This window comes from Mycobacterium sp. 852002-40037_SCH5390672, assembly GCF_001665875.1.
Classification (GTDB): domain Bacteria; phylum Actinomycetota; class Actinomycetes; order Mycobacteriales; family Mycobacteriaceae; genus Mycobacterium.
The window spans coordinates 1-26,259 of the sequence record NZ_LZTA01000038.1 but is presented as its reverse complement, the minus strand read 5'-3'; the positions used below and the strand labels follow the sequence as shown (position 1 = coordinate 26,259).

General features: G+C 65.1%; 26 protein-coding genes, 1 tRNA gene and 2 pseudogenes. 4 read left to right on the top strand and 25 right to left on the bottom strand.

The annotated features are described in order from the left end of the window. The 20 genes and pseudogenes from A5782_RS05565 to argS all read right to left on the bottom strand — a co-directional run bounded on the left by A5782_RS05565 (position 1) and on the right by argS (position 21,224). The gene (locus A5782_RS05565) at positions 1 to 366 is read right to left on the bottom strand and encodes a F0F1 ATP synthase subunit epsilon (protein ID WP_067096299.1); all 366 of its coding nucleotides are present in this window, start codon (positions 364 to 366) and stop codon (positions 1 to 3) included. 35 nt (positions 367 to 401) lie between these two features. Continuing rightward, the gene (atpD, locus tag A5782_RS05560) at positions 402 to 1,859 is read right to left on the bottom strand and encodes a F0F1 ATP synthase subunit beta (RefSeq protein WP_067096297.1); all 1,458 of its coding nucleotides are present in this window, start codon (positions 1,857 to 1,859) and stop codon (positions 402 to 404) included. An 18-nt stretch (positions 1,860 to 1,877) separates the two neighbouring features. Beyond that, positions 1,878 to 2,786: a F0F1 ATP synthase subunit gamma gene (locus A5782_RS05555; protein WP_067096294.1), complete on the bottom strand. Its 909-nt coding sequence runs from the start codon at positions 2,784 to 2,786 to the stop codon at positions 1,878 to 1,880. Positions 2,787 to 2,792: 6 nt separating this feature from the next. Next, positions 2,793 to 4,484: a F0F1 ATP synthase subunit alpha gene (atpA, locus tag A5782_RS05550; RefSeq protein WP_067096291.1), complete on the bottom strand. Its 1,692-nt coding sequence runs from the start codon at positions 4,482 to 4,484 to the stop codon at positions 2,793 to 2,795. A 70-nt stretch (positions 4,485 to 4,554) separates the two neighbouring features. Beyond that, a complete protein-coding gene (locus tag A5782_RS05545) occupies positions 4,555 to 5,895 on the bottom strand; it encodes a F0F1 ATP synthase subunit B/delta (RefSeq protein WP_067096288.1) in 1,341 nt (446 codons plus the stop codon). 6 nt (positions 5,896 to 5,901) lie between these two features. Next, positions 5,902 to 6,441, bottom strand: coding sequence for a F0F1 ATP synthase subunit B (locus A5782_RS05540; RefSeq protein WP_067096286.1), 540 nt, complete (start codon positions 6,439 to 6,441; stop codon positions 5,902 to 5,904). Positions 6,442 to 6,450: 9 nt separating this feature from the next. Beyond that, on the bottom strand, positions 6,451 to 6,696 hold the full coding sequence (locus A5782_RS05535; protein ID WP_065052998.1) for a F0F1 ATP synthase subunit C: 246 nt from the start codon (positions 6,694 to 6,696) through the stop codon (positions 6,451 to 6,453). Between the two features lie 95 nt (positions 6,697 to 6,791). Then, positions 6,792 to 7,547 carry a F0F1 ATP synthase subunit A gene (atpB, locus tag A5782_RS05530; RefSeq protein ID WP_067096282.1) on the bottom strand — a complete coding sequence of 252 codons (756 nt, stop codon included), beginning with the start codon at positions 7,545 to 7,547 and terminating at the stop codon, positions 6,792 to 6,794. Then, positions 7,540 to 8,034 carry an ATP synthase subunit I gene (locus A5782_RS05525; RefSeq protein WP_067096279.1) on the bottom strand — a complete coding sequence of 165 codons (495 nt, stop codon included), beginning with the start codon at positions 8,032 to 8,034 and terminating at the stop codon, positions 7,540 to 7,542. Before A5782_RS05525 ends, atpB begins: the two co-directional genes overlap by 8 nt. Before the next feature lie 216 nt (positions 8,035 to 8,250). Further along, a pseudogene (locus A5782_RS05520) lies at positions 8,251 to 9,460 on the bottom strand (glycosyltransferase family 4 protein); the annotation flags it as partial. 28 nt (positions 9,461 to 9,488) lie between these two features. After that, positions 9,489 to 10,148 carry an L-threonylcarbamoyladenylate synthase gene (locus A5782_RS05515; RefSeq protein WP_067096961.1) on the bottom strand — a complete coding sequence of 220 codons (660 nt, stop codon included), beginning with the start codon at positions 10,146 to 10,148 and terminating at the stop codon, positions 9,489 to 9,491. Continuing rightward, positions 10,141 to 11,019, bottom strand: coding sequence for a peptide chain release factor N(5)-glutamine methyltransferase (gene prmC, locus A5782_RS05510; protein WP_067096273.1), 879 nt, complete (start codon positions 11,017 to 11,019; stop codon positions 10,141 to 10,143). The genes A5782_RS05515 and prmC overlap by 8 nt, the downstream gene beginning before the upstream one ends. Then, the gene (gene prfA, locus A5782_RS05505; RefSeq protein WP_067096958.1) at positions 11,016 to 12,089 is read right to left on the bottom strand and encodes a peptide chain release factor 1; all 1,074 of its coding nucleotides are present in this window, start codon (positions 12,087 to 12,089) and stop codon (positions 11,016 to 11,018) included. The genes prmC and prfA overlap by 4 nt, the downstream gene beginning before the upstream one ends. Positions 12,090 to 12,188: 99 nt before the next feature. Then, positions 12,189 to 12,419 carry a 50S ribosomal protein L31 gene (rpmE, locus tag A5782_RS05500; RefSeq protein WP_067096270.1) on the bottom strand — a complete coding sequence of 77 codons (231 nt, stop codon included), beginning with the start codon at positions 12,417 to 12,419 and terminating at the stop codon, positions 12,189 to 12,191. Positions 12,420 to 12,608: 189 nt separating this feature from the next. Then, positions 12,609 to 14,486, bottom strand: a complete 1,878-nt coding sequence (gene rho, locus A5782_RS05495; RefSeq protein WP_067096267.1) for a transcription termination factor Rho — start codon at positions 14,484 to 14,486, stop codon at positions 12,609 to 12,611. A gap of 268 nt (positions 14,487 to 14,754) precedes the next feature. Beyond that, the gene (gene thrB / locus A5782_RS05490; RefSeq protein ID WP_067096264.1) at positions 14,755 to 15,699 is read right to left on the bottom strand and encodes a homoserine kinase; all 945 of its coding nucleotides are present in this window, start codon (positions 15,697 to 15,699) and stop codon (positions 14,755 to 14,757) included. Positions 15,700 to 15,748: 49 nt separating this feature from the next. After that, positions 15,749 to 16,831, bottom strand: a complete 1,083-nt coding sequence (gene thrC / locus A5782_RS05485) for a threonine synthase (RefSeq protein ID WP_067096261.1) — start codon at positions 16,829 to 16,831, stop codon at positions 15,749 to 15,751. Then, on the bottom strand, positions 16,828 to 18,153 hold the full coding sequence (locus A5782_RS05480; protein WP_067096257.1) for a homoserine dehydrogenase: 1,326 nt from the start codon (positions 18,151 to 18,153) through the stop codon (positions 16,828 to 16,830). The genes thrC and A5782_RS05480 overlap by 4 nt, the downstream gene beginning before the upstream one ends. A 3-nt stretch (positions 18,154 to 18,156) precedes the next feature. Beyond that, entirely contained in the window at positions 18,157 to 19,515 is a 1,359-nt protein-coding gene (lysA, locus tag A5782_RS05475) for a diaminopimelate decarboxylase (protein WP_197694132.1), read from the bottom strand. A 56-nt stretch (positions 19,516 to 19,571) separates the two neighbouring features. Continuing rightward, positions 19,572 to 21,224, bottom strand: coding sequence for an arginine--tRNA ligase (argS, locus tag A5782_RS05470; protein WP_067096251.1), 1,653 nt, complete (start codon positions 21,222 to 21,224; stop codon positions 19,572 to 19,574). Between the two features lie 127 nt (positions 21,225 to 21,351). Here argS and A5782_RS05465 point away from each other — a divergent pair. After that, a tRNA-Arg gene (locus tag A5782_RS05465) sits at positions 21,352 to 21,424 on the top strand. 32 nt (positions 21,425 to 21,456) lie between these two features. Here A5782_RS05465 and A5782_RS05460 read toward each other — a convergent pair. Next, the gene (locus A5782_RS05460) at positions 21,457 to 21,957 is read right to left on the bottom strand and encodes a nitroreductase family deazaflavin-dependent oxidoreductase (RefSeq protein WP_067096249.1); all 501 of its coding nucleotides are present in this window, start codon (positions 21,955 to 21,957) and stop codon (positions 21,457 to 21,459) included. 84 nt (positions 21,958 to 22,041) lie between these two features. Here A5782_RS05460 and A5782_RS05455 point away from each other — a divergent pair, with 84 nt between their 5' ends. Then, on the top strand, positions 22,042 to 22,734 hold the full coding sequence (locus tag A5782_RS05455) for a glycoside hydrolase (RefSeq protein ID WP_067096955.1): 693 nt from the start codon (positions 22,042 to 22,044) through the stop codon (positions 22,732 to 22,734). Between the two features lie 280 nt (positions 22,735 to 23,014). After that, positions 23,015 to 23,302, top strand: coding sequence for a DUF732 domain-containing protein (locus A5782_RS05450; protein ID WP_067096952.1), 288 nt, complete (start codon positions 23,015 to 23,017; stop codon positions 23,300 to 23,302). Positions 23,303 to 23,336: 34 nt separating this feature from the next. On the opposite strand, the gene A5782_RS05445 is transcribed toward A5782_RS05450, so the two are convergent. Both A5782_RS05445 and A5782_RS05440 read right to left on the bottom strand, forming a co-directional pair. Next, positions 23,337 to 23,846, bottom strand: a complete 510-nt coding sequence (locus A5782_RS05445) for a hypothetical protein (RefSeq protein ID WP_067096246.1) — start codon at positions 23,844 to 23,846, stop codon at positions 23,337 to 23,339. A 72-nt stretch (positions 23,847 to 23,918) separates the two neighbouring features. Then, on the bottom strand, positions 23,919 to 24,404 hold the full coding sequence (locus A5782_RS05440) for an NUDIX domain-containing protein (protein ID WP_231986610.1): 486 nt from the start codon (positions 24,402 to 24,404) through the stop codon (positions 23,919 to 23,921). Between the two features lie 118 nt (positions 24,405 to 24,522). Between A5782_RS05440 and A5782_RS05435 the strand changes: the two genes are divergently transcribed. Continuing rightward, the gene (locus A5782_RS05435; RefSeq protein ID WP_067096240.1) at positions 24,523 to 24,894 is read left to right on the top strand and encodes a nuclear transport factor 2 family protein; all 372 of its coding nucleotides are present in this window, start codon (positions 24,523 to 24,525) and stop codon (positions 24,892 to 24,894) included. Positions 24,895 to 24,920: 26 nt separating this feature from the next. Here the strand turns inward: A5782_RS05435 and A5782_RS05430 are convergent, their stop codons facing one another. Together A5782_RS05430 and A5782_RS26695 are read right to left on the bottom strand one after the other, a co-directional pair. Continuing rightward, complete coding sequence (locus A5782_RS05430) at positions 24,921 to 25,931, bottom strand: sensor domain-containing protein (protein WP_082942790.1); 1,011 nt, start codon at positions 25,929 to 25,931, stop codon at positions 24,921 to 24,923. Then, positions 25,928 to 26,259 (bottom strand): annotated as a pseudogene (locus A5782_RS26695) (hypothetical protein); the annotation flags it as partial. The gene A5782_RS05430 and the pseudogene A5782_RS26695, both read right to left, overlap by 4 nt.

Genomic DNA, 26,259 nt, shown 5'->3' with positions numbered 1-26,259 from the left:
TTAGTCGATCGCGCCGACGGCGCGCAATCTTGCGCGCCCTCTGGCGGCGATACGCGGATCGTCCGACTCCGAAGCCTCTCTGGCGGCGCTCTCGTCGATCTCCGACTCGAACTCGGCGGATTCGGCCAAGATCGTCACCGATTCCTCGGTGACGGACAAAAATCCGCCATCCACCGCGATCCGCAGATCGTCTTCGCCATCTCGTTCGACGCGCACCATTGCGTCGTCGACCAACTGCGCTACCAGCGGGATGTGCCGCGGCAGGATGCCGATCTCACCGACGGTGGTGCGGGTGAACAGAAACGTTGCCTCACCCGACCAGATCTTTCGGTCGACGGCGACTATCTCGACGTTCAAATCCGCCATGCCACAGAGCCTTTCAGAGCCTTTTCGCTCATGCGTCAGGATTCAAGTTTGGCGCCAAAGCTTTCGGCTTTCTTAGCCAAGTCGTCGAGGCCACCGATCAAGAAGAACGCCTGCTCGGGGATGTGGTCGAAATCTCCCTTGGTCAGGCGGTCGAACGACTCGATGGTCTCCTTCAGCGGCACCGTCGAACCCGGCTGGCCGGTGAACTGCTCGGCCGCCATCATGTTCTGCGACAGGAATCGCTCGATGCGTCGTGCGCGCTGCACGAGCTGCTTGTCCTCTTCCGAGAGCTCGTCGATACCAAGGATCGCGATGATGTCCTGCAAGTCCTTGTAGCGCTGCAAGATTCGGATGACTTCCTGCGCAACGCGGTAGTGGTCATCGCCGACCACGCTCGGATCCAGGATGGTCGAGCTCGACGCCAGCGGGTCCACCGCGGGGAAGATACCCTTGGAGAACACGTTACGAGACAATTCCGTGGTGGCATCCAGGTGTGCGAACGTCGTTGCCGGCGCCGGGTCGGTGTAATCGTCGGCAGGCACATAGACGGCCTGCATCGACGTGATCGACTTGCCTCGCGTCGAGGTGATGCGCTCCTGCAGCTCGCCCATCTCGTCGGCCAGCGTTGGCTGGTAACCCACCGCGGACGGCATACGACCGAGCAGCGTCGACACCTCCGAACCGGCCTGAGTGAACCGGAAGATGTTGTCGATGAACAGCAGCACGTCCTGGCCGGCCTCGTCGCGGAACCACTCGGCCATGGTCAGCGCGGACAACGCCACCCGCATACGGGTGCCGGGCGGCTCGTCCATCTGACCGAACACCAGCGCGGTGTCCTTGAGCACGTCGGCTTCCTTCAGCTCGACCCACAGGTCGTTGCCCTCGCGGGTGCGCTCTCCCACGCCGGCGAAAACCGAAGTACCACCGAAGTTCCGGGCAATACGGTTGATCATCTCCTGGATCAGCACCGTCTTGCCCACGCCGGCACCGCCGAACAGCGCAATCTTGCCACCACGCACGTACGGGGTGAGCAGGTCGACGACCTTCAGACCCGTCTCGAGCATCTCGGTCCGCGGCTCGAGCTCCTCGAACGGCGGCGGCTTGCGGTGAATCGACCAGTGCTCGAAATCTTCTCCGTAACCCGGCTTGTCCAGGCAGTCGCCCAGCGCGTTGAAGACGTGGCCCTTGACCTCTTCACCGACCGGCACCGAGATCGGCTTGCCGCTGTTCGTCACCTCGACCCCGCGCACCAGGCCGTCGGTGGGCTGCAACGAAATGGTGCGAACCAGGTTGTCGCCGAGGTGCTGCGCGACCTCGAGCGTGAGCGTCTTCGCGAGCTCTTCGAACGTGATCTCGGCGTTGAGCGCGTTGAACAGTTCCGGCACGGAGCCGCGCGGGAACTCGACGTCGACGACGGGCCCGGTGATTCGCACCACGCGGCCGCTGGTCTCGGACTTCGTGGACTTGTCGGTCTTTTCGTCAGTAGCAGTCATTTTCTTCTTCCTCGTGTGCTACTTAGCGTCGGCCAGCGCGTTTGCGCCGCCGACGATTTCGCTGATCTCTTGGGTGATCTGAGCCTGCCGCTCGCGGTTCGCCATCAGCGTGAGCTCTTTGATCAGGTCATCCGCGTTGTCCGTTGCCGACTTCATCGCTCGTTGACGTGACGCGAGTTCCGATGCCGCCGATTCGAGTAGCGCCGTGTAAACCCGGGTCGTCACATACCGCGGCAGCAGCGCCTCGAAAAGCGTTGTCGCGTCTGGCTCGAACGAGTACAAGGTGTGGAGTTCGTCGGTGTCCTCGACGTATTCCATGACCAGCGGGGCGATGCGGTGGGCCACCGCGGCCTGCGACATCATCGACTTGAACTCGGAATAGACGATGTGCAGTTCGTCGACGCCCCGGTCGTCCTGTGACTCGTCGTCACCGGCGCCGGCCATGAAAGTCTCGACCAAGGTGGACGCGATCTCCGTGGCGTTCTCATACGTGGGTTGCTCGGAGAAGCCCGTCCACGATTCCGTGATGTCCCAGTTGCGGAACTTGAAGTAGTTCAACGCTTTACGACCCACCGTGTAGACGACTGGCGTCTTGCCTTCCTCCCTGAGCAGGGAGAACAGCTCCTCGGAGCGACGGAAGATGCTCGAGTTGTACGCGCCGCACAAACCACGGTCCGAGGACACCACCAGGACGCCGGCCCGCTTCGGCTCTTCTCGCTCGACCAGCAAAGGATGGTCCAAGGCGGCTTCGGAGGACAACGTGGTGAGCATCGACGTGATCTGGAATGCGTAGGGCCGGGCGGATTGCAGCCGGGCCTGTGCCTTGCCGATGCGCGATGTCGCGATCATTTCCTGGGCCTTGGTGATCTTTTTGATCGACCCTGCCGAACGAATCCGGCCACGTAATTCGCGAAGTGTTGCTGCCATCGGTAGCTACTTCTTGTCCTTGTCCGAGGACTTCTTGGAATCCTTGGATTCCTTCTTGTCCTTGGGCTTGTCCTTCTTGACCTGTACGGATTCCTTTTCCAGATCCGCTTCGTCCAGGGCATCGACATGCTCGTCGGGCACCACCGATCCACCGCCGGTGGCCGCGAAGCCCTTCTTGAAGTTGTTGATGATCTCGGTGAGCTGGTTCTCGCCCTCCTCGGAGAGCTTTCCGCTGTCGCGGACGCCGGTCAGGAACTTCTCTTCGGAAGCCCGCATGTGGTCCAACAGCTCGGTCTCGAAGCGCCGGACGTCCTCGACGGGCACCGAGTCCAGGTGGCCGCCGGTGCCCAGGAAGATCGAAACCACCTGCTCCTCAACCGGCATGGGCTGGTGCTGCGGTTGCTTCAGCAGTTCGACCAGGCGTTCACCGCGTTCCAGCTGTGCCTTGGACGTCGCGTCCAGGTCCGAAGCGAAGGCGGCGAACGATTCCAATTCGCGGTACTGCGACAGGTCCAGACGCAGCGAACCGGCCACCTCTTTCATGGCCTTGATCTGCGCCGCACCACCCACGCGGGACACCGATACACCGACGTTGATGGCGGGCCGCACACCCTGGTTGAACAGGTCGGACTCCAGGAAGCACTGCCCGTCGGTGATCGAGATGACGTTGGTCGGAATGTAGGCCGAGATGTCGTTGGCCTTGGTCTCGATGATCGGCAATCCGGTCAGCGAGCCACCACCGAGCTCGTCGGACAGCTTGGCGCAACGCTCCAACAGGCGCGAGTGCAGGTAGAACACGTCGCCGGGGTACGCCTCGCGACCGGGCGGGCGGCGCAGCAGCAACGAGATCGCCCGGTACGCCTCGGCCTGCTTGCTCAGGTCGTCGAAGACGATCAGCACGTGCTTGCCTTCGTACATCCAGTGCTGGGCGATCGCCGAACCCGTATACGGCGCAAGCCATTTGAAGCCGGCGGAGTCGGATGCCGGAGCCGCGACGATGGTGGTGTAGTCCATCGCGCCGCCCTCGTCCAGGGTGCGCCGGACCGACGCGATCGTGGTGCCCTTCTGCCCGATGGCCACGTACACGCAGCGCACCTGCTTGCGCTCGTCGCCGCTCTCCCAGTTCTCCCGCTGGTTGAGGATGGTGTCCACGCAAACAGCGGTCTTGCCGGTCTTGCGGTCGCCGATGATCAGCTGCCGCTGGCCGCGACCGATCGGGGTCATCGCGTCGATGGCCTTGATACCGGTCTGCAGCGGCTCGCTCACGCTCTGCCGATTTATCACCGACGGCGCCTGAATCTCCAGCGCGCGGCGAATATCGGTCTCGATGTCGCCGCGGCCGTCGATCGGCTGGCCGAGCGGATTCACGACGCGCCCCAGGAATCCGTCGCCGACGGGAACCGACAAGACTTCGCCGGTGCGCTTGACTTGTTGACCCTCTTCGATCTTTTCGAAGTCACCCAAGATCACCGCGCCGACGCTGTGCTCGTCGAGGTTGAGTGCGACGCCGAGGACGCCGCCGGGGAACTCGAGCAGTTCCTGGGTCATGACCGAGGGCAAGCCTTCGACGTGCGCGATGCCGTCCCCAGCGTCGACGACGGTACCGACCTCTTCCCGGGAGGTGTCGGACGTGAAAGAGCCTACGTACTCCTCGATGGCGCTCTGGATGTCATCAGCGGAGATTGTCAACTCGGCCATGGCTTTTCGTCTTCCTACTTGATCTTGGTATCGCGGGTGTCGGAATAGGTTTGTGATTGGTCGGCGGTGGTCAATCGGGCAATTGAGCCTCGGCCGCGGCAAGGCGAGAAGCGAGTGTTCCGTCGATCACTTCATCGGCCACGGAGATGAGTAGGCCACCCAGTAATTCGGCATCGATCTGCAGCTGCACCGCCACCGTGTGACCGTAGATGCGGCCGAGCACGTCGATGAGACGAGATCGCTGGCCATCGCTGAGTTCGGCCGCCGCACTGACCTGGGCGACGATCTCGCCGCGGCGCGCCACGGCGACTTCTGTCAAGAACTGAACAGCCTCCTCGGCCGGCTGGCCTCTGAGCAGTTCGACCGTCTGGGTCAGCAGCGCAGCCACAATGGGGTTGACTTTGCCGCTTGCGCTGTCAAGCACCTTGCGCAACAACGCAACTCGGCCTTCGACCGGAACGGCGTAGTCGCCCAGCAGGATGGAAAGTCGCGGTTGCGCGTCGAGGATGCGGGAGAACCGGAACAGCTGTTCTTCGACCTCGTCGACTTTGTCCTCACGTTCTGCGACTTCGAGCAACGCCTGCCGGGACACGTGTTCGATGGCGTCGATGAGGTCGGAGTTGGCCGACCAACGCTCCGATACGGCCGAGCGCAGCACGTCGAGTGTGGCGTCGCCGACCTTCCCGGAGACCAGTCGCTCGATCAACCGGGCCCTGGGGGCCCCATCCTCGGCGGGGACGGTGAGATACCGCGTCACAACGATCTCGCGGTCCAGCATCTGGGCCACCTCTACCAGTTCACTGGAGAGATTCGAAAGCCCCTTGTTGTCAAGGTCTTTAGCTATGGTGCTGAACTTGTCCGACAGATTGCCCAGTGCGACGCGACTCGACGAGCGCATCTTGGTCATCAAGGGATACTGGACGTCGGCCGACGCGGGCGCCATTTCGTCGAGCTCCTCGAGGAACCGGTCGACGGTGGCTGACTGCTCTGCCGCGTCCGCGACGTAGTTCCGTACCAACTCGCCGGCCTGGCGCACCGCTTCGTGGCCCAGTTCCAAACGGAGCTGCCGGCTCAGCTGGGTACGCAGGAGATCGACCTGCCGCCTGCCCTGTGTGCCGATGCGTTCGGACTCGACATCAGCCTGGGCACGTAACTGTTCGACGATGCGGCCAGAGTCGGTCTGGGCCTCCTCGACGATCCGTTCACCCTCGGACTTGGCGGATTCGACGGCCTTGCTATGTGCCGTGGTCGACTCGGTCAACCGATCGCTCGCCGTTGCAGCATCTTTCAACTGTTGGCGCACGGTGTCTTGCCGAGCGGTCATCAGACGGCGCACCGGGGGCACGACATACCGCACGACCAGAAACACGATGGCCGCGAATCCGACCAGCTGCCCGATGAAAGTCGACATACGTAATTACCGTCCGGACTTTCCTGCTGCGGATGCGCTCGCGGTGGCGGTGGCCGGTGCGACCTCGACGCCGAGGATCCGGCTGGCGAGTGTCGCCGACATCGAAGCCACGTTGGCACGCAGATCCAGTTCCACGGCGTCCCTCTCCCGCTTCAATTGCTCGGATGCCATTTGCAACGTCGACATCACCTGTTGTTCGGCCCGGGCGCGCGCGTCTTCCACCACCTTACGGCCTTCGGCGCGGGCGTTGTCGCGTAAAGACGACGCCTGAACCCGCGCTTCGGTAAGGGCTTCTTCGTAGTCGGCTTTGGCCGCTTCGAATTGCTCCGCCGCCTTCTTGTTGTCGGCGGCCGTCTTGGCGACCATGGCGTCGCGCTCGCGCAACACTTTCATGACCGGCGGCACAACGAATGTGCCGATGACGGCCAGCACGATCAGGAAGATGGCCAGCACGAAGAAGAAGGTGCCGTTGGGGACGAGGAAGTTGTTGCCTCCCTCGGCCACCGCCTGGCTGGATGCCAGAATGCTCAAGTTCGCGTCGCGCATTGCAGCGAATTACTTGACCGGGGTAGCGAAGACGAACAGCGCCATGAACGCCAGGTTGATGAAGTAGGCCGCCTCGACCAGACCGACCGTGATGAAGAACGGCGTGAACAACCGGCCTTGCGCCTCGGGTTGGCGGGCGATACCGGAAACCAACGCGTTACCGGCGATACCGTCACCGATGCCGGCGCCGATCGCGCCGCCACCCATGATCAGGCCACCGCCGATGAGAGCGGCGGCAGCGATTTGGGGGTCCAGGGCTGCCATTCTTTTCCTCCTATATTCGGGGCTATCTGGTAGAGGTCTACCAGGCCTCTGTAATGATGCGTGGCACAAAACAATTCATGGCGGTCTCAATCATGGTGATCCTCGATCTCCATGGCCTGACTGAAGTACAAGATGGTCAGGATCGAGAAGATGAAGGCCTGGATCGCGCCGACGAACAGGTCGAAGGCCTTCCAGATCGCGTTGGGTGCCCACATGATGTACGGCGGGAACAGCGCGATCAGCGCGACCAGGATGCCGCCGGCGAAGATATTGCCGAAAAGTCGGAGAGACAACGAGATCGGCTTCGCGAGCTCTTCGACCAGGTTGATCGGCGCCAAGAACGCCACGTGACCCTTGACCACCGCGAGCGGATGCCCGATTATGCCGCGGCGCCAGATGCCAGCTACGTGATAACAGACGAAGACGAAAAGGGCCAGCGCCAGAACGTAATTGATGTCCGCCGCCGCCGACTTCAGCGCCTCGGTGGCATGTCCCGACTTGTCGGTGTACTGCAGCGGAAGCACCGACAGCCAGTTGGAGATCAGAATGAACACGAAGATCGTGACGGCCAACGGCAGCACGAACGGGGCGATCCGCATGCCGATAGCGCTCTCGATCTGTGCGCGCATCTGTTCGGTGATCGCCTCCCAGAACAGCTGAACGCCACTGGGCACGCCCTTGGAAGTGATCTTCGCACGCAGGAAGAAGGCCAGCCCGATCACGATCACCGCCGCGATCGCGGTCGACAGGATCGTGTCGGTGTTGACGGTCAGGCCGAGCCACTTGGCTTTGGTGTGCTCGCCAACCTCGATCGCCGCGGCCAGGAACGTCGTCTCAGGCATCGGTGGTGTTCCTTCCTTCCGGTCCTTCCGATCCTGCGATCACGCCGCCTTCGGCATTGTCCGAGGACTCCGCCCAATCGCCGGCGCGCAACTTCTTCCACACCGGAAGCGCGGTCGACGCCACCAATAGGACCTGGAAAAGCGCCAATCCGAACATGACGCCCAGCCCGGCGGGCCGAAAGACGTAGGCGATGATCAGCCCGAAGACGGTGATGATGGCCAGCCGTGACGCCGAATTGACCGCCATCGACCTTTTCAGCGGGTGGTCCTTGGCGGTAATCGACTCAACTGAGCGACGCACGAGCACCGCATTGAGCAAACCCAGGAGAAGTCCGATGCCGAAGAAGACTCCGACCATCAGGTGACCGGACAGTCCGCCGGCGAGCATCGCCGCCGCGGTGATGGCAATGCTGATCGCGAAGAGCCGAACCGGGCGGAAAGCAACAGAGGGAAACACCAACGGCGCGTCCTGCGCTGGTGTCGTCACTGCAGCACCTCAATCCCAGATTGATGGAACGGGAACCCCCCCGACCGATTGATCGGTGGTCCGCCGAGCGTATCGCACGTCACAGTTGAATCACCCAAGGGGTATCTCCCGAGGCCGGTCTTGAACCAGCCCGGTCGGATTAGCCTCCGATGGGCCGGTAGCCTGCACGGCTTTTTGGGGTTCTACCAGCACCGTACCACATGCCGAGCCCCACTACTACCCTTCGTCGTAGTAGTCGTCGCGCCGGCGCAGGAGGGGGATCGCCGTCGCGATGCCGGCCACCACGATGGCGCCCAGCATTACCGCCGCGGTGTCGCGGGGACGGAAAAAGATTGTGCTGGCGGCGCCGAACGCGACAATCCCTACCCACAGATAGATCAGCAACACCACCCGGCGGTGGGAGTGACCGATCTGCAGCAACCGGTGATGCAAATGCATCTTGTCGGGGCTGAACGCGCTGCGGCCCGCGCGGGTCCGGCGCACGATCGCCAACAGCAAATCGAGCATCGGTACGAAGATGACCGCCGCCACCAGTAGGAACGGTGACAGCAGGACGAACACGTCGCGTGCGCCGTAGGCGTTCTGCGAGACCGGGCCAGCGGCCGTCGTCGAAGCGGCCGACAGCATCAGCCCGATCAGCATCGAACCGGAGTCGCCCATGAAGATCTTGGCGCGGTGGAAGTTGTGCGGCAGGAAGCCCAGACAGGCCCCGGCGAGCACGACCGAAATCACGGCCGGCGGGTAGAACAAGACGTCACCGCCGTGGTCGCGCAGCAGGCCGACCGAGAACATGCAGATGGCCAACGCGGTGATCAGTCCCAGCCCGGCGGCCAGGCCGTCGAGCCCGTCGACGAAGTTCATCGCGTTGACGACCGACACAGTGAGCGCCAGGGTCAGCAGGATTGACGAAGCCTGGTCGAGCACGATGGTGCCCACGCCGCCGATAGGGATGTACAGGACGCTCCACGCCACACCCATGGTGACCATGACGCTGGCCGCAGTGATTTGACCGGCGAACTTGGTCAACGCGTCGAGGCCCCACCGGTCGTCGATAAGGCCGATACCCATGATGACCGCGCCGGCCACCAGGACTGCCGGCATACCTGTGGAGTAGACGAACCCACGGGTGAGCGCCGGAAGCTGAGACGCCAGAAAGACGGCCGTGATGACCCCGAAAAACATTGCCAGCCCACCCATCCGAGGAGTCGGCGTCACGTGGACGTCGCGCTCCCGCGGATAGGCGACCGCGCCCAGCCGGGTGGCCAGCACCCGCACCGGTCCGGTGGCGAAGTACGTGATGATCGCTGCGGTCAACCCCACCAGCGCCAGCTCACGAAGCGGAACACCGGCGCCGCGGTCAGCCAGGGCGAGCAAACCACCGGCAAGGTTGGTTACGTCGCTGGACATCACCGAGACCGTACTGGACAAACCTGGCACCTCGACAACCGCTCCAGTCAGGCCTGGGCGGTCAAGCTTTCCGGATCGACGGTGAGCACTTCCGCGATCCGCTCCGCGCTCACCGGGCCCGGGCGCAGAATCCGCGGCGTGGCACCGGTCAGGTCGACGATCGTGGAGGCGGCCCCCTGATCGGACGGGCCCGCTTCCAGATAGACGTCGACCAGATCGCCCAGCTGGCTGCGCGCTTCGTTGGCGTCCACGGCGGCCGGGCGGCCAGAGATGTTGGCGCTGGATACCGCCAGGGGCCCGACTTCGCGCAACAGTTCGATCGCAACGGGATGCAGCGGCATGCGCAACATCACGGTGCCGCGGGCATCGCCGAGATCCCACTGCAACGACGGCGCCTGGGTCACCACGAGGCTCAACGCACCCGGCCAGAAGGCGCGGATCAGCTCGCGGGCCCCGTCCGGCATCGTGTAGACGAGTCCCTCGATGGTGTGCCAGGAGCCGACCAGCACGCCCACCGGCATGTCACGCCCCCGGCCCTTTGCCGACAACAAGGCAGATACCGCAGCGCTGTTGAACGCATCGGCGCCGATGCCGTACACCGTGTCGGTCGGCATGACCACCAGGCGGCCACCCTTGAGCGCCGCTGCAGCGGCCGCTATTCCCAGTGAGCGCTGATCGGGATTGGCACAATCGAAGACGTCAGTCACGTGCACCGTTCTCCCCGGTTGCTGCCCTCCTGCGGGCTGTCACGAATCGAGGCCGGCCGGTCAGGTCTCGCCGGGCCTGAATGTCTTCGAATGCTCCTGTGCGATGGAACAATTCGACCGTCTCCGCCGAGGTGGTGTCATCGTGCTCGACGCCGATCAGTCCGCGCGGGCGCAGCAAGCGACCGGCGAGGCGGACGAGAGGGGCGATCACCGCCAATCCGTCTGGTCCGCCGAAGACGGCCTGGTGTGGGTCATGTTGCGCGACTTCGGGGTCCAGCACGGCATCATCGGGAACATAGGGTGGGTTGGCCACCACCAGGTCGACCCGACCGTCCAGCTCGGCGAGCAAGCCCCGCCCGGAATCCAGCTCCGTGACGTCGGCTCGCAGCAGCTCGATCGCAGTGCCCTGCGCGTTGCGGCGCGCGTACTCGAGCGCGGCATCGGAGTTGTCTATGGCGACTATCCGCGCCGCGGGCCGGTGGTGGGCCAGCGCCACCGCCAAGGCGCCCGAACCGGTGCACAAGTCGACGATGACGGGCCGCGGCGCAAGTTGCTGCGCGATAGCCCATTCCAGCATGGCCTCGGTCTCGGGACGGGGTATGAAAACCCCGGGCCCGACGTGCAGCAGCACGGGCCCGAACGCCGCGGTCCCGAGGAGATGCTGCAGGGGTACCCGTTGCGAGCGGGCGGCCACGACGTCGCGATAACGCCCGAGAAAGTCCTCGCCGGGCGACTCGAGCAGGGCCAGGCGCCCGCGGTCAGTCCCCGTGAGGTGCGCGGCCAGCTGTTCGGCATCCCAACGCGCAGAATCGATTCCCGCTTCGGCAAGGGTGGCCGCAGCATCGTCGATCGCGCGCCGCAGGACGTTCATGCCTGTTGTAACCGGGTCTGCTTGTCAGCGGCGGCCAGCGCGTCGAACAAGGCGTCCAGGTCGCCGTCGAGGACCTGGTCGAGGTTGTGCGACTTGAAATTGATGCGGTGGTCCGCGATCCGGTTTTCCGGGAAGTTATAGGTGCGGATGCGTTCGCTGCGGTCCACCGTACGGATCTGGCTGGCCCGGTCCGCTGAGGCATCTGCCAGCGCCTGCTCCTCGGCCAAGGCCTGCAACCGGGCGGCCAGGACCTGCAGGGCGCGGGCTTTGTTCTGTAGCTGTGAGCGCTCGTTCTGGCAGGTGACCACGATGCCGGTGGGCAGGTGCGTGATACGCACCGCGGAGTCGGTGGTGTTGACACCTTGGCCGCCCTTGCCCGAAGAGCGGTACACATCGATGCGCAGGTCCGACTCGTCGATCTGCACCTCACCGACTTCTTCGGGTTCCGGATACACCAGCACGCCGGCCGCCGAAGTATGAACGCGGCCTTGGGATTCCGTCACCGGCACACGTTGCACCCGGTGCACTCCGCCCTCGAATTTCATCCGCGACCAGACCCCGTCGACCGTATCGCCCTTACTGGCGATCGCCAGCGTCGCGTCCTTGTAACCGCCGAGGTCCGAAGTCGTCTCGTCCAGCACGGTGACGGTCCAGCCGTGCCGCTCGGCGTAGCGGATGTACATTCGGGCCAGATCCGCGGCGAACAAGGCCGATTCCTCGCCGCCTTCACCCGATTTGACTTCGAGCACGATGTCGTCGGCATCGTGCGGGTCGCGCGGGGCCAGCATGTCGGTGAGTTGGTTGTCCAACTCGGCCACCTGGGTTTCCAGATCGGTCACCTCGGCGGCGAACGAGTCGTCGTCGGCAGCCAGCTCTCGCGCCGTTTCGAGGTCGCCGCGGGCGGCCGCCAGCTTGCGGTAGGTGCCCACGATCGGCGCCAGCCGAGCGAACCGGCGTCCGGCTTTGCGGGCCTCGTCGGGATTGCTGTGCAATTCGGGATCTGACAGCCGGCGCTCGAGGTCGGCGTGTTCGGCGAGCAGCACATCAATGGTCTGTACCGGCTTGGTCAATGCCATACCTCCTGCCCCGCTTCGCCTGTCATTACCGCAAACGCAAACCGACGCCCGGCCTGTGCGACGCTGTGCACAGTTCGGGCGTCGGTAACCGAGCTATTTGTCGGCGGCGGTTCCGGCGCTGCGCTTGCCGTACCGCTTCTCGAAGCGGGCCACGCGGCCGCCGCTGTCGAGGATCTTCTGCTTGCCGGTGTAGAAGGGGTGGCACTGCGAGCAGACCTCGACGACGATGCGTCCGCCGTCCTTGGTGCTGCGCGTCTGGAAGGTGTTACCACACCCGCAGAGCACCGTGGTCTCCGCATAGGCGGGATGAATGTCAGCTTTCATGATGTCCTCTTCGATCGTTTGTCGCCCGCCCCCGTCCAAATTCAGACGGTCGGGCGTGAACTCCGAACCTCAGGCGGTGTGCGGATAATCGAGCCCCGATTATGCCAGGTCAACCACCATCATCCCAAACAGCGAGTTGCGCCCGTACATTCCCGATGACCCGATCCGCGCTCGGGTCAGGCGAGAAGGCTAGTCGTTGTCCATCGCCCCGGGTGTCGTCTTGGAGACCTGGACCAGGAACTCGTAGTTGTTCTTCGTCTTGCGTAGCTGCGACATCAGCAGGTCGATGGCCTGATGCGAATCCAGGCCCGACAGCACGCGGCGCAGCTTGTGCACGATGCCGAACTCGTCCGGCGACAGCAGCAGTTCGTCCTTGCGGGTACCCGACGGGTTCACGTCGACCGCCGGGAAGACGCGCCGCTCGGAGATCTTGCGATCCAGCTTGAGCTCGGCGTTACCGGTGCCCTTGAACTCTTCGAAGATGACCGTGTCACCGGTGGACCCCGTCTCGACCATCGCCGTGGCGATGATCGTCAGCGATCCGCCTTCCTCGATGTTGCGCGCGGCGCCCAAGAACCGCTTCGGCGGGTACAGCGCGGTGGAGTCGACACCACCGGACAGGATCCGGCCCGACGCCGGCGACGCGTTGTTGTAGGCGCGCCCGAGGCGGGTGATCGAGTCCAGCAGCACGACGACGTCCTTGCCCTGCTCAACCAGGCGCTTGGCGCGCTCGATGGCAAGCTCGGCGACCGCCGTGTGGTCGGTCGGCGGCCGGTCGAAGGTCGAGGCGATGACCTCCCCTTTGACCGAGCGGGTCATGTCGGTGACCTCTTCGGGCCGCTCATCGACGAGCACGACCATGAGGTGACATTCCGGGTTGTTCCTGGTAATCGCGTTCGCGATGTCCTGCAGGATCGTGGTCTTACCGGCCTTGGGCGGCGACACGATCAGGGCGCGTTGGCCCTTGCCGATCGGCATGATCAGGTCGATGACCCGCGTGGTCAGCCGGTCGCTCGTGGTTTCCAGGCGGAGTCGCTGGTTGGGGTACAACGGCGTCAGCTTGGAAAAATCGGGACGCTTCTTGGCGTCCTCGACCGAGCCGCCGTTGATGCTGTCCAGGCGCACCAACGGGTTGAACTTCTGCCGCTGGTTGGGCTGTTCGCCTTCCTTCGGTACGCGGACCGCCCCGGTCACGGCGTCACCACGACGAAGGCCGTTCTTGCGCACCATGTTCATCGACACGTAGACGTCGTGCGGGCCGGCCAAATAACCGGAGGTGCGCACGAACGCGTAATTGTCGAGGACGTCGAGGATGCCGGCTACCGGCTGGACGACGTCGTCCTCACGCAGCTCGGTGTCGCCACCCTCACCGGATCGCTCACCCCGGCGACGGCGGTCACGGTCGCGGAACCGGCGTCCCCGCCGGCCCTGACGGCCCTCACCGTCGTCGTCCTGCTGGTTCGAGCCGCCGCGGCCCTGCTGGCCGCCCGAGTTTTGATCCTGGTCGCTGCCGCCGTCTTGGCCGCGGCCGTCATTCTGGTTGTCGTGTTTGGCTTTCTCGCGGCGGTCGGCCTCACCGCTGGCGGCGCCCTCACGGCTGCCCGAGCCCTCGCGGCTGCCCGAGCCCTCGCGGTCGGCGTCGTCGTTGCCGCGGCCGGATGAACCCCCATCGCGGGAAGCACCGCGCCGTTCGCGACGGGGAGCCTCGGTCGTCACACCGTTCTGGTCATCCTGTGCCGCCGGTGCTTCGGCGCTGTTGTCGTTCTTGTCGTCGGCTTTGTTGTCCGACTTGCCGCTGTCCTCAGTGGACTTCGTGCCATTGGCGGGAGCGCCGTTGGCCTGCCCCCGGACTTCCTTGATCGCGGCGATCAGTTCATTCTTACGCATACCCGACGTCCCTTTGACGCCAACTTGATTAGCCAGCGCGCGTAACTCGGGCAGCACCATCGTGGACAGTGCACCTCCCGAGACGTTGCGTTTCGCGTCTGGAGTGTCTGTGGTCACGGCATTCGACAGTTGATTGGCGTCAGTGTTTTCGCCAGCCGTGAACAGGTCCGTATCGGTCACGGATTTCCTTTCTTCCCCCGCTGATCAGGCCATACGGGGGGTTCGTTGCATTCAGGCAAAATTGCCGAGTGCGCCCAATCATCGACTCTGCAACGGTGATCGCCTGGATCGGCGGAGTAAACGGCGAACCTCGTCCACAAGAAGAATTGGTGTTGTCCTAGCGGCAAGGCAGTATGGATGCAGATGCAGATGCTGCAATTGCTGGACGGCTCCGAGGATAGCCCCCATCCTTGCCGGAAGCAAGCAAACCCTCCGGCCACGCTGTGGATCAACCGACGGCGGTGACTCCTGGGCTCCAGCGAACTGGTTCGCCAGCGGTCATTTCGGTGATGGTGAATCCGTGTGTGGCCCCGTAGTTCAGCACTTCTGAGGGCAACTCCGACGCCGTGGACAGTGCTATCAGCGAAGGTCCGGCCCCGGAAAGCGTCGTCGCAACGTTATGACGCCGCAGCAGTCGCAAATATTCCGCTGAGGCCGGCATGGCCGGTGCGCGCTGGGACTGGTGCAGCACGTCTTCGGTGGCCTCCATGAGCAGGTCCGGGCGTTCGGTGAGCGCCACCACCAGCAACGCGGTGCGGCTGACGTTGAAGCGCGCATCCTCGTGGCTGACCTGTGCGGGCAGCAGCACGCGGGTCTCCGCGGTGAGCGAGCGCTCCTCGGGTATCGCGGAGTACAGGCGGATATCGGGATGTAGCCGCAGGGGCACGGCGGCGTACTGCGGGCGATCACCACTGCTGTCGACCCACGAAACCACCGCACCGCCCAACACGGCGGCCGCCGCGTTGTCGGGATGACCCTCGAACTCCGAGGACAGCTGTATGAGTTGTGGCTCGCTGAGCGGCTTCCAATCCGTCTGTGCGACAAGGCCGTTCGCGGCCGCCAGGCCGCCCACCACCGCCGCCGCGGAGGAGCCGAGGCCGCGTGAATGCGGGATGGCGTTGCGGCAACGCACCACCAGCCCCGGTGCGCGGACCCCGATGGCCCGCAGCCCGCACTCCAAGGCACGCACCACCAAGTGTTCGGGGCCCACCGGCAGCTGGCCCGCTCCCTCACCCTCGACGACCACAACCAAGCCGGAATCGGTTGTCTCGACAATGATTTCGTCGTAAAGGCTCAACGCCAGACCGAGGCTGTCAAAGCCGGGGCCAAGGTTGGCGCTGGACGCCGATACCACGGCGCTGGCCACCAGCCCGGCGGGCAGCGTCGGGGTCATCAACAGCCCTTCGCGATCGCCACTGATCCCAAAACGTGCCGACCCGCCACTAGGCCAGCCCCAGCTTTTCCACCACGAGGACCGGGTCCACCGGCAGGGGGGTCACGGTCGGCATATCCCGCAGGGCGGTGTCGGGGTCCTTGAGGCCATTGCCGGTGACCGTGCACACAACCGTCGACCCGCGGGCCACCCAACCGTCGTCAACGGCCTTGAGCAGTCCGGCGATGCTGGCCGCAGAGGCGGGTTCGACGAAGACTCCTTCGGACTCGGCGACCAGGTGATAGGCGGCCAGGATCTCTTCGTCGGTCGCGGCCAGGAAGCGGCCATTCGATTGCTGCTGCGCGTCAACGGCTGCCGTCCACGACGCCGGCGCTCCGATGCGGATCGCGGTGGCGATCGTCTCCGGGTTCTTGACCGGCGCGCCGTGCACCAGCGGGGCCGCACCCGCCGCCTGGGTGCCCAGCATGCGCGGCAACTTCTCGATCAGCCCCTCGTGGTGATACTCGGTGTATCCCTTCCAGTACGCGGTGATGTTTCCCGCGTTGCCGACCGGCAGGGCGTGCACATCGGGCGCGGCACCCAGCGCGTCGACGATCTCGAACGCCGCCGTCTTCTGGCCCTCGATGCGCACCGGGTTGACCGAGTTGACCAACGCGATGGTCGGAAAGTCGGCGGCCATCTTGCGGGCCAACTCCAGGCAATCGTCGAAGTTGCCGTCGATCTGGATGATCTTGGCGCCGTGCATAACCGCCTGCGCCAGCTTGCCCATTGCGATCTTGCCCTGCGGTATCAGCACCGCGCAGGTGATACCGGCACGCGCCGCATATGCCGCCGCCGACGCCGAGGTGTTTCCGGTCGACGCGCACAACACCGCCTGCTGGCCGCGCGCCAACGCGTCGGTGACCGCCATCGTCATGCCCCGGTCTTTGAACGAGCCGGTGGGATTGAGGCCTTCGACCTTGAGATACACGCTGCAGCCGGTCTTTTCCGAGATCCGGCCCGCCGCGATCAGCGGGGTGCCACCCTCGAGCAGGGTGACCGGGGTCCAGTTGTCGCCCACCGGTAACCGATCCCGATATGCCTCGATGAGACCGGGCCACGGCTTGTGGACGGCGGTGCGCGGAGCGCTCATAGGGCGGTCCCTTCCAGTCGCAGCACGCTGGTGACGCTCTGGACGACATCCAGATCGGCCAGCGCATCTACGGTTTCGGACAGCGCGGCATCCGTCGCGGTGTGGGTGACCACGACGATGCGGGCGCCCACCCGTCGTCCGCCCTCGTCCGCGACGCCTTCCTGACGGACCTCGGCGATGCTCACCTCGCGCTTGGCGAATTCGGCGGCCACTGAGGACAGTACGCCGGGCTTGTCGGCGACGTTCATGCTGACGTAATAGCGCGTGGAGATGAAACCCATTGGGGCCACTGGAAGCTGGGCGTACTTTGATTCCTTCGGCCCGCGGCTGCCCAGCACCCTGTTGCGCGCGGCCATCACCATGTCACCGGCCACGGCGGACGCGGTGGGAGCGCCGCCCGCGCCCTGACCGTAGAACATCAGCCGTCCGGAGGCCTTGGCCTCGACCACCACCGCGTTGAAGGCGCCGTTCACCGTCGCCAGCGGGTGTGACAACGGCACGAGCGCCGGATAGACGCGCGCCGAAACCCGCTCTTGGCCATCGTCGGTCGTGATGCGCTCGCAGATGGACAGCAGCTTGATGGTGCAACCCAGGGCACGGGCCGACTCGAAGTCGGCCGGGGTGACTTTGGTGATGCCTTCGCGATAGACGTCGTCGGCAGTCACCCTGGTGTGAAAGGCAATGGAGGCCAGAATCGCTGCCTTGGCTGCGGCGTCGTAGCCCTCGACGTCGGCGGTGGGGTCGGCCTCGGCGTAGCCCAGCGCGCTGGCTTCGGCCAGCGCGCTGTCGTAGTCGGCGCCGGTGCTGTCCATCGCGGACAAGATGTAGTTGGTGGTGCCGTTGACGATCCCGGCGACCCGCAACACCGTGTCGCCGGCCAGCGACTGCGTCAGCGGACGGATCACCGGAATGGCGCCCGCGACGGCCGCCTCGAAATACAAGTCGACATGCGCACTTTCGGCGGCCTGGGCCAACTCGCCCGTGGAGGTGGCCAATAGTGCCTTGTTCGCCGTGACTACGGATTTACCGTGCTCGAGGGCGCACAGGATGGCCTTGCGGGCCGGTTCCACCGGTCCCATCAGTTCCACGACGATGTCGACGTCGTCACGCCCGGCGAGTTCCTCGATGTCATCGGTGAGCAGATCGACGGGGACACCACGGTCGTCGGCGACGCGACGCACTCCGACGCCGCGCAACACCAGGGGTGCGCCGATACGAGCGGCGAGGTCATCAGCGCTGCCCTCGATGATTCGGACGACTTCGCTGCCGACGTTGCCCAACCCGAGTACCGCTACACCGACCGGCTTTTCGTCACGGGGCACAGTTCACCTCACTTCCAGACTCAATAGATCGTCGACCGTCTCACGACGCAGAACCAGACGCGCGCGCCCGTCGCGCACCGCAACAACGGCGGGCCGGCAGATCATGTTGTAACGACTCGACAAGGAATAACAGTAGGCACCGGTGGCGGCCACCCCGATCAAGTCACCGGGCCGCAGGTCCCCAGGAACCCAGGTGTCGCGTACCACGATATCGCCGCTCTCGCAATGCTTCCCGACGACACGGGCCAGCTCCGCCGGGGCGTCGCTGAGCCGCGAGACCAGCCGGGCGTCGTACTGCGCGTCGTAGAGCGCGGTGCGGATGTTGTCACTCATGCCGCCGTCGACGCTCACGTAACGCCGATGCGCGGTGGCGCTCACGTCGACATCCTTGACGGTGCCCACCTCGTAGAGCGTGATGGTGCCCGGTCCTGCGATGGCGCGTCCCGGCTCGACCACCAGCCGCGGGGTCGGCAGCCCAACGGCCGCCGACTCGTTCTGCACGATCGCGCTCAGCTTGGCGGCCAGCTCGCCCATCGGCGGTGGATCGTCGGCGGCGAGGTAGGAAATGCCGAGCCCGCCACCGAGATCCACGGTGGAGATCTGTGCGGTCTTGTCGACACCGAACCGCTCGACGGCCTCGTGTAGTAGACCGATGACCCGGCGCGCGGCGAGTTCGAAGCCGGCGACGTCGAAGATCTGCGAACCGATATGGCTGTGCAGACCCACCAGACGCAGATGCTGCGTTTGGAATACCCTGCCGACGGCGTCCAAGGCCGCACCGCTGGCCAACGACAGCCCGAACTTCTGGTCCTCGTGTGCGGTGGAGATGAACTCATGGGTGTGCGCCTCGACACCGACCGTGAGACGGACGAAGACGTCCTGGACGATGCCCGCCTCCCCCGCGATGGCGTCGAGGCGGTCGATCTCGATCATCGAGTCCAATACGACATGGCCGACACCGGCTTTGACCGCCGCAGTCAGTTCGGCGACGGATTTGTTGTTGCCGTGGAAGGTGATCCGCTCCGGTGGGAAATGGGCGTGCAGCGCGACGGCCAACTCACCGCCGGTGCACGCGTCGAGCGACAGACCTTCTTCGTCGATCCAGCGCGCTATCTCGCTGCACAGGAACGCCTTGGCCGCATAGTGCACGTTTTCGCCGCCACCGAAGGCCGACGCGATTTCGCGGCAGCGGTAACGAAAGTCGTCCTCGTCGACGACGAACAGCGGGGTGCCGTACTCCTGGGCGAGGTCGGTCACCGTGACGCCCGCGATGCTGGCGACTCCGGCTTCGTCGCGGGCAACGTTGCGGGGCCATACATTCGGCGCCAGCAGCAGCAGCTCCTCGGGGGATTGCGGCCGCAGCGGACTTTCGGCATGGCGGGTCTCTTCGGCGTGCCGAGGACCGGCGGGATGAACGTTCACATTCGCTCCGGAGCGGTGACACCGAGGATCGCCAGTCCGTTGGCGATGACCTGACGGGTCGCCTGGCACAGCGCCAGGCGCGCGGTGTGCAGATCGGTCGGTTGCTCATCGCCCTGCGGCAAGACCCGGCATGAGTCGTAGAACCGGTGGTAGTCGCCGGCCAGGTCTTCGAGGTACCGGCATACCCGGTGGGGTTCGCGCAGAGTCGCCGCCGTTTTGAGCACCCGCGGGAATTCGCCGATGGTGCGCAGCAGCGTCCCTTCCTTGTCGTGGCTGAGCAGCTCGAGGTGCGTGGTGTCGGGGATCAGGCCGAGTTCGGCGGCGTTGCGGGCCAGCGCCGAGAGCCGAGCATGCGCGTATTGCACGTAATAGACCGGGTTTTCACTCGACGCCGACGACCACAGTGCGAGGTCGATATCGATGGCGGTGTCCACCGAGGAACGAATCAGGCTGTAGCGGGCGGCATCGACGCCGATCGACTCGACGAGGTCGTCCAGCGTGATCACCGTTCCGGCCCGCTTGCTCATCCGGACCGGTGCGCCGTCGCGGACCAGGTTGACCATCTGCCCGATGAGCACCTCGACGGTGGCCGGATCATCGCCGAATGCCGCTGCCACGGCCTTGAGCCGGGGCATATATCCGTGGTGGTCGGCTCCCAGCATGTAGATGCACAGGTCGAAGCCGCGCTGGCGCTTGTCCAGGTAATAGGCGATATCACCGGCGATGTAGGCCGGCTTGCCGTCGCTTTTGATGACGACGCGGTCCTTGTCGTCGCCGAAGGCGCTGGTGCGCAACCAGGTTGCGCCGTCCTTCTCGTAGATGTTGCCGGTTTCGCGCAGCCTGGCGATGGCTTCGTCGACCCGACCGCTGGTGTGCATCGAGTCTTCGTGGGTGTAGACGTCGAAGTCGGTGCCGAACTCGTGCAACGACTCTTTGATGTGGGTGAACATCAGGTCGACACCGATTTCGCGGAAGGTCTCGCGCATTTCGCTGTCGGGCAGGCTCAGCGCGTCGGGCGCCTTCTGCAACACCTGGGCGGCGATGTCGTTGATGTAGTTGCCGGCGTAGCCGTCTTCCGGGGTGGGTTCGCCCTTGGCCGCGGCGATGAGCGAGCTGGCGAACCGGTCGATCTGGGTGCCGTGGTCGTTGAAATAGTATTCGCGCACCACGTCGGCGCCCTGCGTGGACAGCAGCCGGCCCAGGGCGTCGCCGACGGCGGCCCAGCGGGTCCCGCCGATGTGGATCGGTCCGGTCGGGTTGGCCGACACGAATTCCAGGTTGATGTTGTGGCCGGCCAGCGCCTCGGAGTGACCGAAGCGCTCGCCCGCGTCGATGACGTTGGTGACGACGACGGCTTGCGCGGATGCCTCGAGGCGCAAGTTGATGAAGCCGGGACCGGCCACCTCCGCCGAGGCGACGCCGTCGGCCTGCGACAGCGCCTCGGCAAGCCATCCGGCCAGCTCGCGGGGGTTGGCGCCGACCTTTTTGCCCAGCTGCAGTGCCAGATTGCTGGCGTAGTCGCCGTGCTCGGGATTGCGGGGACGCTCCACGGTGACCGTCTGCGGCATCGCGCCAGCATCCAGCCCGCGCTCGGCCAGCACCGCCGCGGCGGTGGTTTTGAGCAGCTCAGCGAGGTCAGCGGGGGTCACGAACGTTCATCCTATTGGCTGTGGTGCCCCCGCCTCGAATCCATTGCGGTGGCAGCGCGGCCACCGCAATGCGTTAGTCTGTCCGTGCTTGTTCGAAAGCCCCATGGCGCAACAGGTATGTCGGTGCGCCCCCGTAGCTCAGGGGATAGAGCGTCTGCCTCCGGAGCAGAAGGCCGCAGGTTCGAATCCTGCCGGGGGCACCGTTTGACCAGCTGAAACGGTGCCGGTCACCTCAGCTGCGTGCCAGCACGAACGCCTCGATGTGCCGGTCTTTCGCCCGAACTTCGTACTTGCGCCAGCCGGGATACAGCTCAAGGCCCTTGGCCCAGATCTCGTCGCGCTCGCGTGGCGTCGCGAGCCGCGCGGTGGCATCCCAGGTATCGCGGCCGATGGTGACCGTCGCTTTCGGGTTGGCCTTCAGGTTGTGGTACCAGGCCGGATGCTTGGTACCGCCGAAGTTGGACGCAATGAGGGCCACGCCGTCCGGGTGCGGGATCCCGTACACGGCGACGGTGCGGGATTCACCGGATTTGGCGCCCGTGGTGGTGAGCATGACCACCGGGATGCCGGTCGCGACCATGGCGAAGCTGCTCCTACCTCCGGTGGCCTTGGCAACGAGGCGGTCGAGGTGGTGCGCCGTCGGGCGAAGAAGCGCCACACCCACGGTCGTGGACGCGAAGCGACGCATCGTGCGGTGAAAAGCATTCGCATCATCAAACGATGGCCCGGGCATGGCCTCATTGTGGTCCGCCCGCCCGAGCTGAACAAGCAATTGAAAAGCGCCCCACGCGCCACAGACGACATTAAGCTGCTGGTCGTGGGCGTGAAAGTGTTGGCCAATGGCCGGGGCCGGTGGCTGGCGATCGCGGCATCGCTCGTCGTCTCCGCTGCCATGATCCACGCCCAGGGCACCAAGGCACGGTGCTGCGTCGAGACGCCCGCGGCGACCCGCACCCCCGCCACCAGCGCCGCAGCGGCTCCGCCGCCCGCAAACGCTCCGCGCACCGCCAGTCCGGCCGAGGTGGAATCGTTGACGGCCCTGGCACCGCCCGCCCCTTCTGCCGGCCAGCCATTCCAGCTCGCGTTGCCTCGCGGCGTCGCGTCCGAGGAACGGTTGCAGGTCAAGACCATCTGGGCGGCCCGGGTCATCAGCGTGCTCTTCCCCCAGATCACAACCATCTACGGGTACCGCGAGGACCCGTTGCCGTGGCACCCCAACGGGTTGGCGATCGACGTGATGATCCCGAACTTCCACACCCCGGAAGGCATTGAGCTCGGCAACCAGATCGCCGGGTATGCCTTGGCCAACACGAAACGATGGGGCATCAACCACGTGATCTGGCGCCAGAAGATCTACCCGGGCGTCGGCGGGGGCAACTGGATGGCGGACCTCGGTTCGGAAACCGCGGACCACTACGACCACGTTCACATCGCCACCGGCGGTGGTGGCTACCCGACCGGGCACGAAACCTATTACATCGCCTCCATGACCCCTACGCCGCCGGACTGATCCGTTACACCATTGCGCGGCAACAGGATCGGGCATCGGCTATAGCACCCGCCACGGGCGGGCTCCGGCGGTTCCCCGTATCCGTCCTGCCCGCCACCGCAGGCCAAAGCGATAGCCATGGAAAGAATCCTCGATTGCTGACAGCGGACACAGTTGCTTAATGCTCGCTTGCCAGCTTTTGCTATTCGCCGCGCAGTGCCGCACCGCAGACCGCATAATGAGCAGTCATCACCATTGAAGAGAAATGGAGCCGCGCGTGAAGGCTGTTTGCGGGCTACGCATGTTATGTATTCCGGCTGTCGTTGCTGCCGCGTTAACGGTAGGTAGCGGAATTGCCGTCGCTGACGACGACGGGTACCTCGGCCAATTGAAGAAGATCGGCGTTGTCTGGCAGCCAGGTGGGGAAGGCACGCTGATTTCGCTCGGCCATGCCATCTGCTCGGACCGCGCCGCGGGCAAAACTCCTGACGACCTGGCCAGCGATGTGCATTCCGGGCTGAGCAGTTCCTTCAACTACGCAGACGCCACGGCCATCGTGAGCGCCGCGGAATCGAACTACTGCCCCTGATTGATCCTGAGGCGTCGTCTTGACGGCGTCTCCGTCATGCCGGCCCGGCGGCGAACGCCGCCACCGGCATTTCGACGGACCCGGCGCAGGGACCGCTGCTGATGTCGGTGTGCCAGGTGCCACGCAGTGACCCGTCCGGCTGCGGTGTGTAAAAGGCCCACGACCGTGCCGGTGTCCACACCTTCGTAACGCCTTCGCCCATATAGCAATCCCATTGGAAGTCGAATCGCTCGACCCACTTCGCGCCGTCCCAGGCGTAGTGCGAAGGCTGGGGCAGCGTCGGGTTCTTGGGCGTCGGGCCGTTGGTGGCGGTGGCCACGCACTTGCCCGACGAGCACGCGGTGGTGAAGACGTAGTCCGCGCGGAAGGTCGGTTCGGCTTGTGTCGCGGCGATGCTGGTGCCGGACTTGCTGGCGGCATACCTGACCAACGAGTATTTGCCGTTCCACGAGGGCGACATCGCATTCGCACACGTGGCGGGTGCACCGACGACCAACGTGGAGACGGCAGCGAGCACCGCAACTACCCGAGACGTCGGCCGCATTACGTCAATGGTGGGCGTCCGATGACGCGGCGCGATCTCGGCGCGGACACAATCGCGGTGTTCTCGCGGGATTCATCGCCGGCGCAACAGGAACAGTCCGTAGGCGGCCACCGACTGCGCGTCGGCGATGACTCCCCCGCGAATCATCTGCTCGACCTCCTCACGCGAGAACCACGCACTGCGCATGTCCTGCTCCTCGTGCTCGCGGTCGGCTTCTCCCTCGGCGATGCCCGTGGCCAAAAACACCCAACCGCGTTGACTGGTCATTCCCGGAGCGACGTCGAGCTGGCCGAGTGCCTCGAACGACGTTGCGCGCAATCCGGTTTCCTCCCGCAACTCACGCTCGGCCAACTCGGCCGGTTCGGGGTCGACCAGATCGGGAGCGGTGCCTTGCGGAAACTCCCAGCGTCGCTCGCCGAGGGGATAACGAAACTGCTCGACCAATCGGAAACGGTGCCCGTCGTAGGGCATCACCAGCGCATAGGCCGGCTTGTCGACGACGCTGTAGATGCCCTCACTGCCGTCGGGGCGGCGGATGTCGTCCTCGCGCAGCACCATCCACGGGTTCCGGTAGATCTCGCGGCTCGCGAGGCGTTCGATAAACGTCACGCCGCCAGTATTGCCGTGAATACCGCAACTCGTACGGTGGGGACGGCGGGGAGTAGCGTCCGAAGCTATGCCGTCCCCAGAAGCCGTCACCGAGACCGTCAATCGCTACCTCGCCCTGGTCGCCACCGGTACCGCCGAGGACATCGTGACCCTCTACGCCGCCGACGCCACCATCGAGGATCCGATCGGATCCGACATCCGGCGCGGGCATGACGCCATCCGCGCCTTCTATGCGGGATTCCAAGACGCGAAGAAAGACACCGAACTCGCCGAGTTGCGGATCTCGGGCAGTGAAGCCGCCTTCTTCTGGCACCTGACCCTCGACGCCGGGGACAGCCGCACCCGCATCTCGCCCATCTCGACGATGTCGTTCGACGGGGACGCCAAGATCACGTCGATGCGCGCGTTCTGGTCACCCGCAGACGTACAGCTCCTGTAAATCCGTCAATCTTCTTGGCACCCGGCTCAACTCGGGATTCGGCCCAGGATGCCCTGCACGACGGTGGTGGCGTCGTCGCCGAGATCGCGTCCGATGACATCGACGTCGACCACGACGTTGGCCTTGGCCGCCAGGGCCCGCAGCGCGCTGGTGTGCTGACTCCCCACGTCGGTGGTCCGTCCGTTGTCCTGCACGGTCCCCAGGGTGCTGCGCACCGATGTCACCGGACCGGTTTGCACCGGTGTTCCGACGCTGTAGATACCCGACACGCCGCCGTGCGAGTACGTCAATTGCTTGCCGGCGCAGCTGTTGACCTGATTGACGGCGCTGGTGACGAAACTCTTTGCGGCCGCGGCGTTGTCGAACGTCGCGACGAACTCGGAAACCCCATGCGGGAAGCCGTTGGTGTGCTGACCCAGGTCGACACCGTAGATGGCACGGTAACCGCTGTCGCGATAGGACGCCGTCAAGCCGTTGAACACCGCTTCGGTGCACTGCGGGGGATCAAAGCTGTCGCCGGGCTGCAGTTCATGCGTCTGAGTCCATGTTTTGTTGACGTACATGCCCGGCGCCTTGATGAGGCCGGCGACATCTTCCCCGGTGAGCACCAGCGACTGCAGGCCTTCGGCCGTCACCGAAGGTTCCGGCGGTGCGGACGCAGGGGCACTCGGTTTCGCCGCACCCCCGGCGGTCGTTCCCCCGGAGTGCGCCGTTGACTGGCCGGCGCGGTTGTTGCCCAGGGTCGCCCACAGCACCAGCGCCACCACGGCGATCACGGTGAAGGCATACGACAGCGTCAGTCCAACCAGGGCACGATTGCGGCCGCGGTCGCCGCGGCGACGGATATCGGCAAGGGCGAAGTGCCCCAACACCACTCCCACCGGGGCCAGCAGAAACGCAAACACGACTGACAGCGTCGCAAGCGGGTTCACGTCGTCGGAAGGCGGGCGCGCGGGCGGTTGGCCCGGCGGCGGGGGCGGCGGTGCGCCCGGGTCGAAGGGGTTCGGCCAGTTGGGGCCAGGCCAGCTAGCCGTCATGAAAACGGGTCGTAGTCAGAGTCATTCGCGGGCATCCGTGGCGGTGGTGCGGAACCGGCCGACGGTTGCGTCGGCGCCGGAGGTTGATACGGGGTCGGCGGCGCGGAAAAACCGGCTGGATTCGGAAAGGCCGGCGCGGCAGCGGGTTTAGGTCGGCTCCCCTGCCCGAAGTACGCGTGGGACTCCGGCAACCCAAGCAACACAGCGGACGCCACCGAAATGATCATCGTCGCGACGGCGCCCACGTGCAGCAACTGGCCGAACCACGCCACGGACTCCCCCGGGCCGAGGACGAAAATCGCCACGCCCGCGCATATTCCGAGGCCGC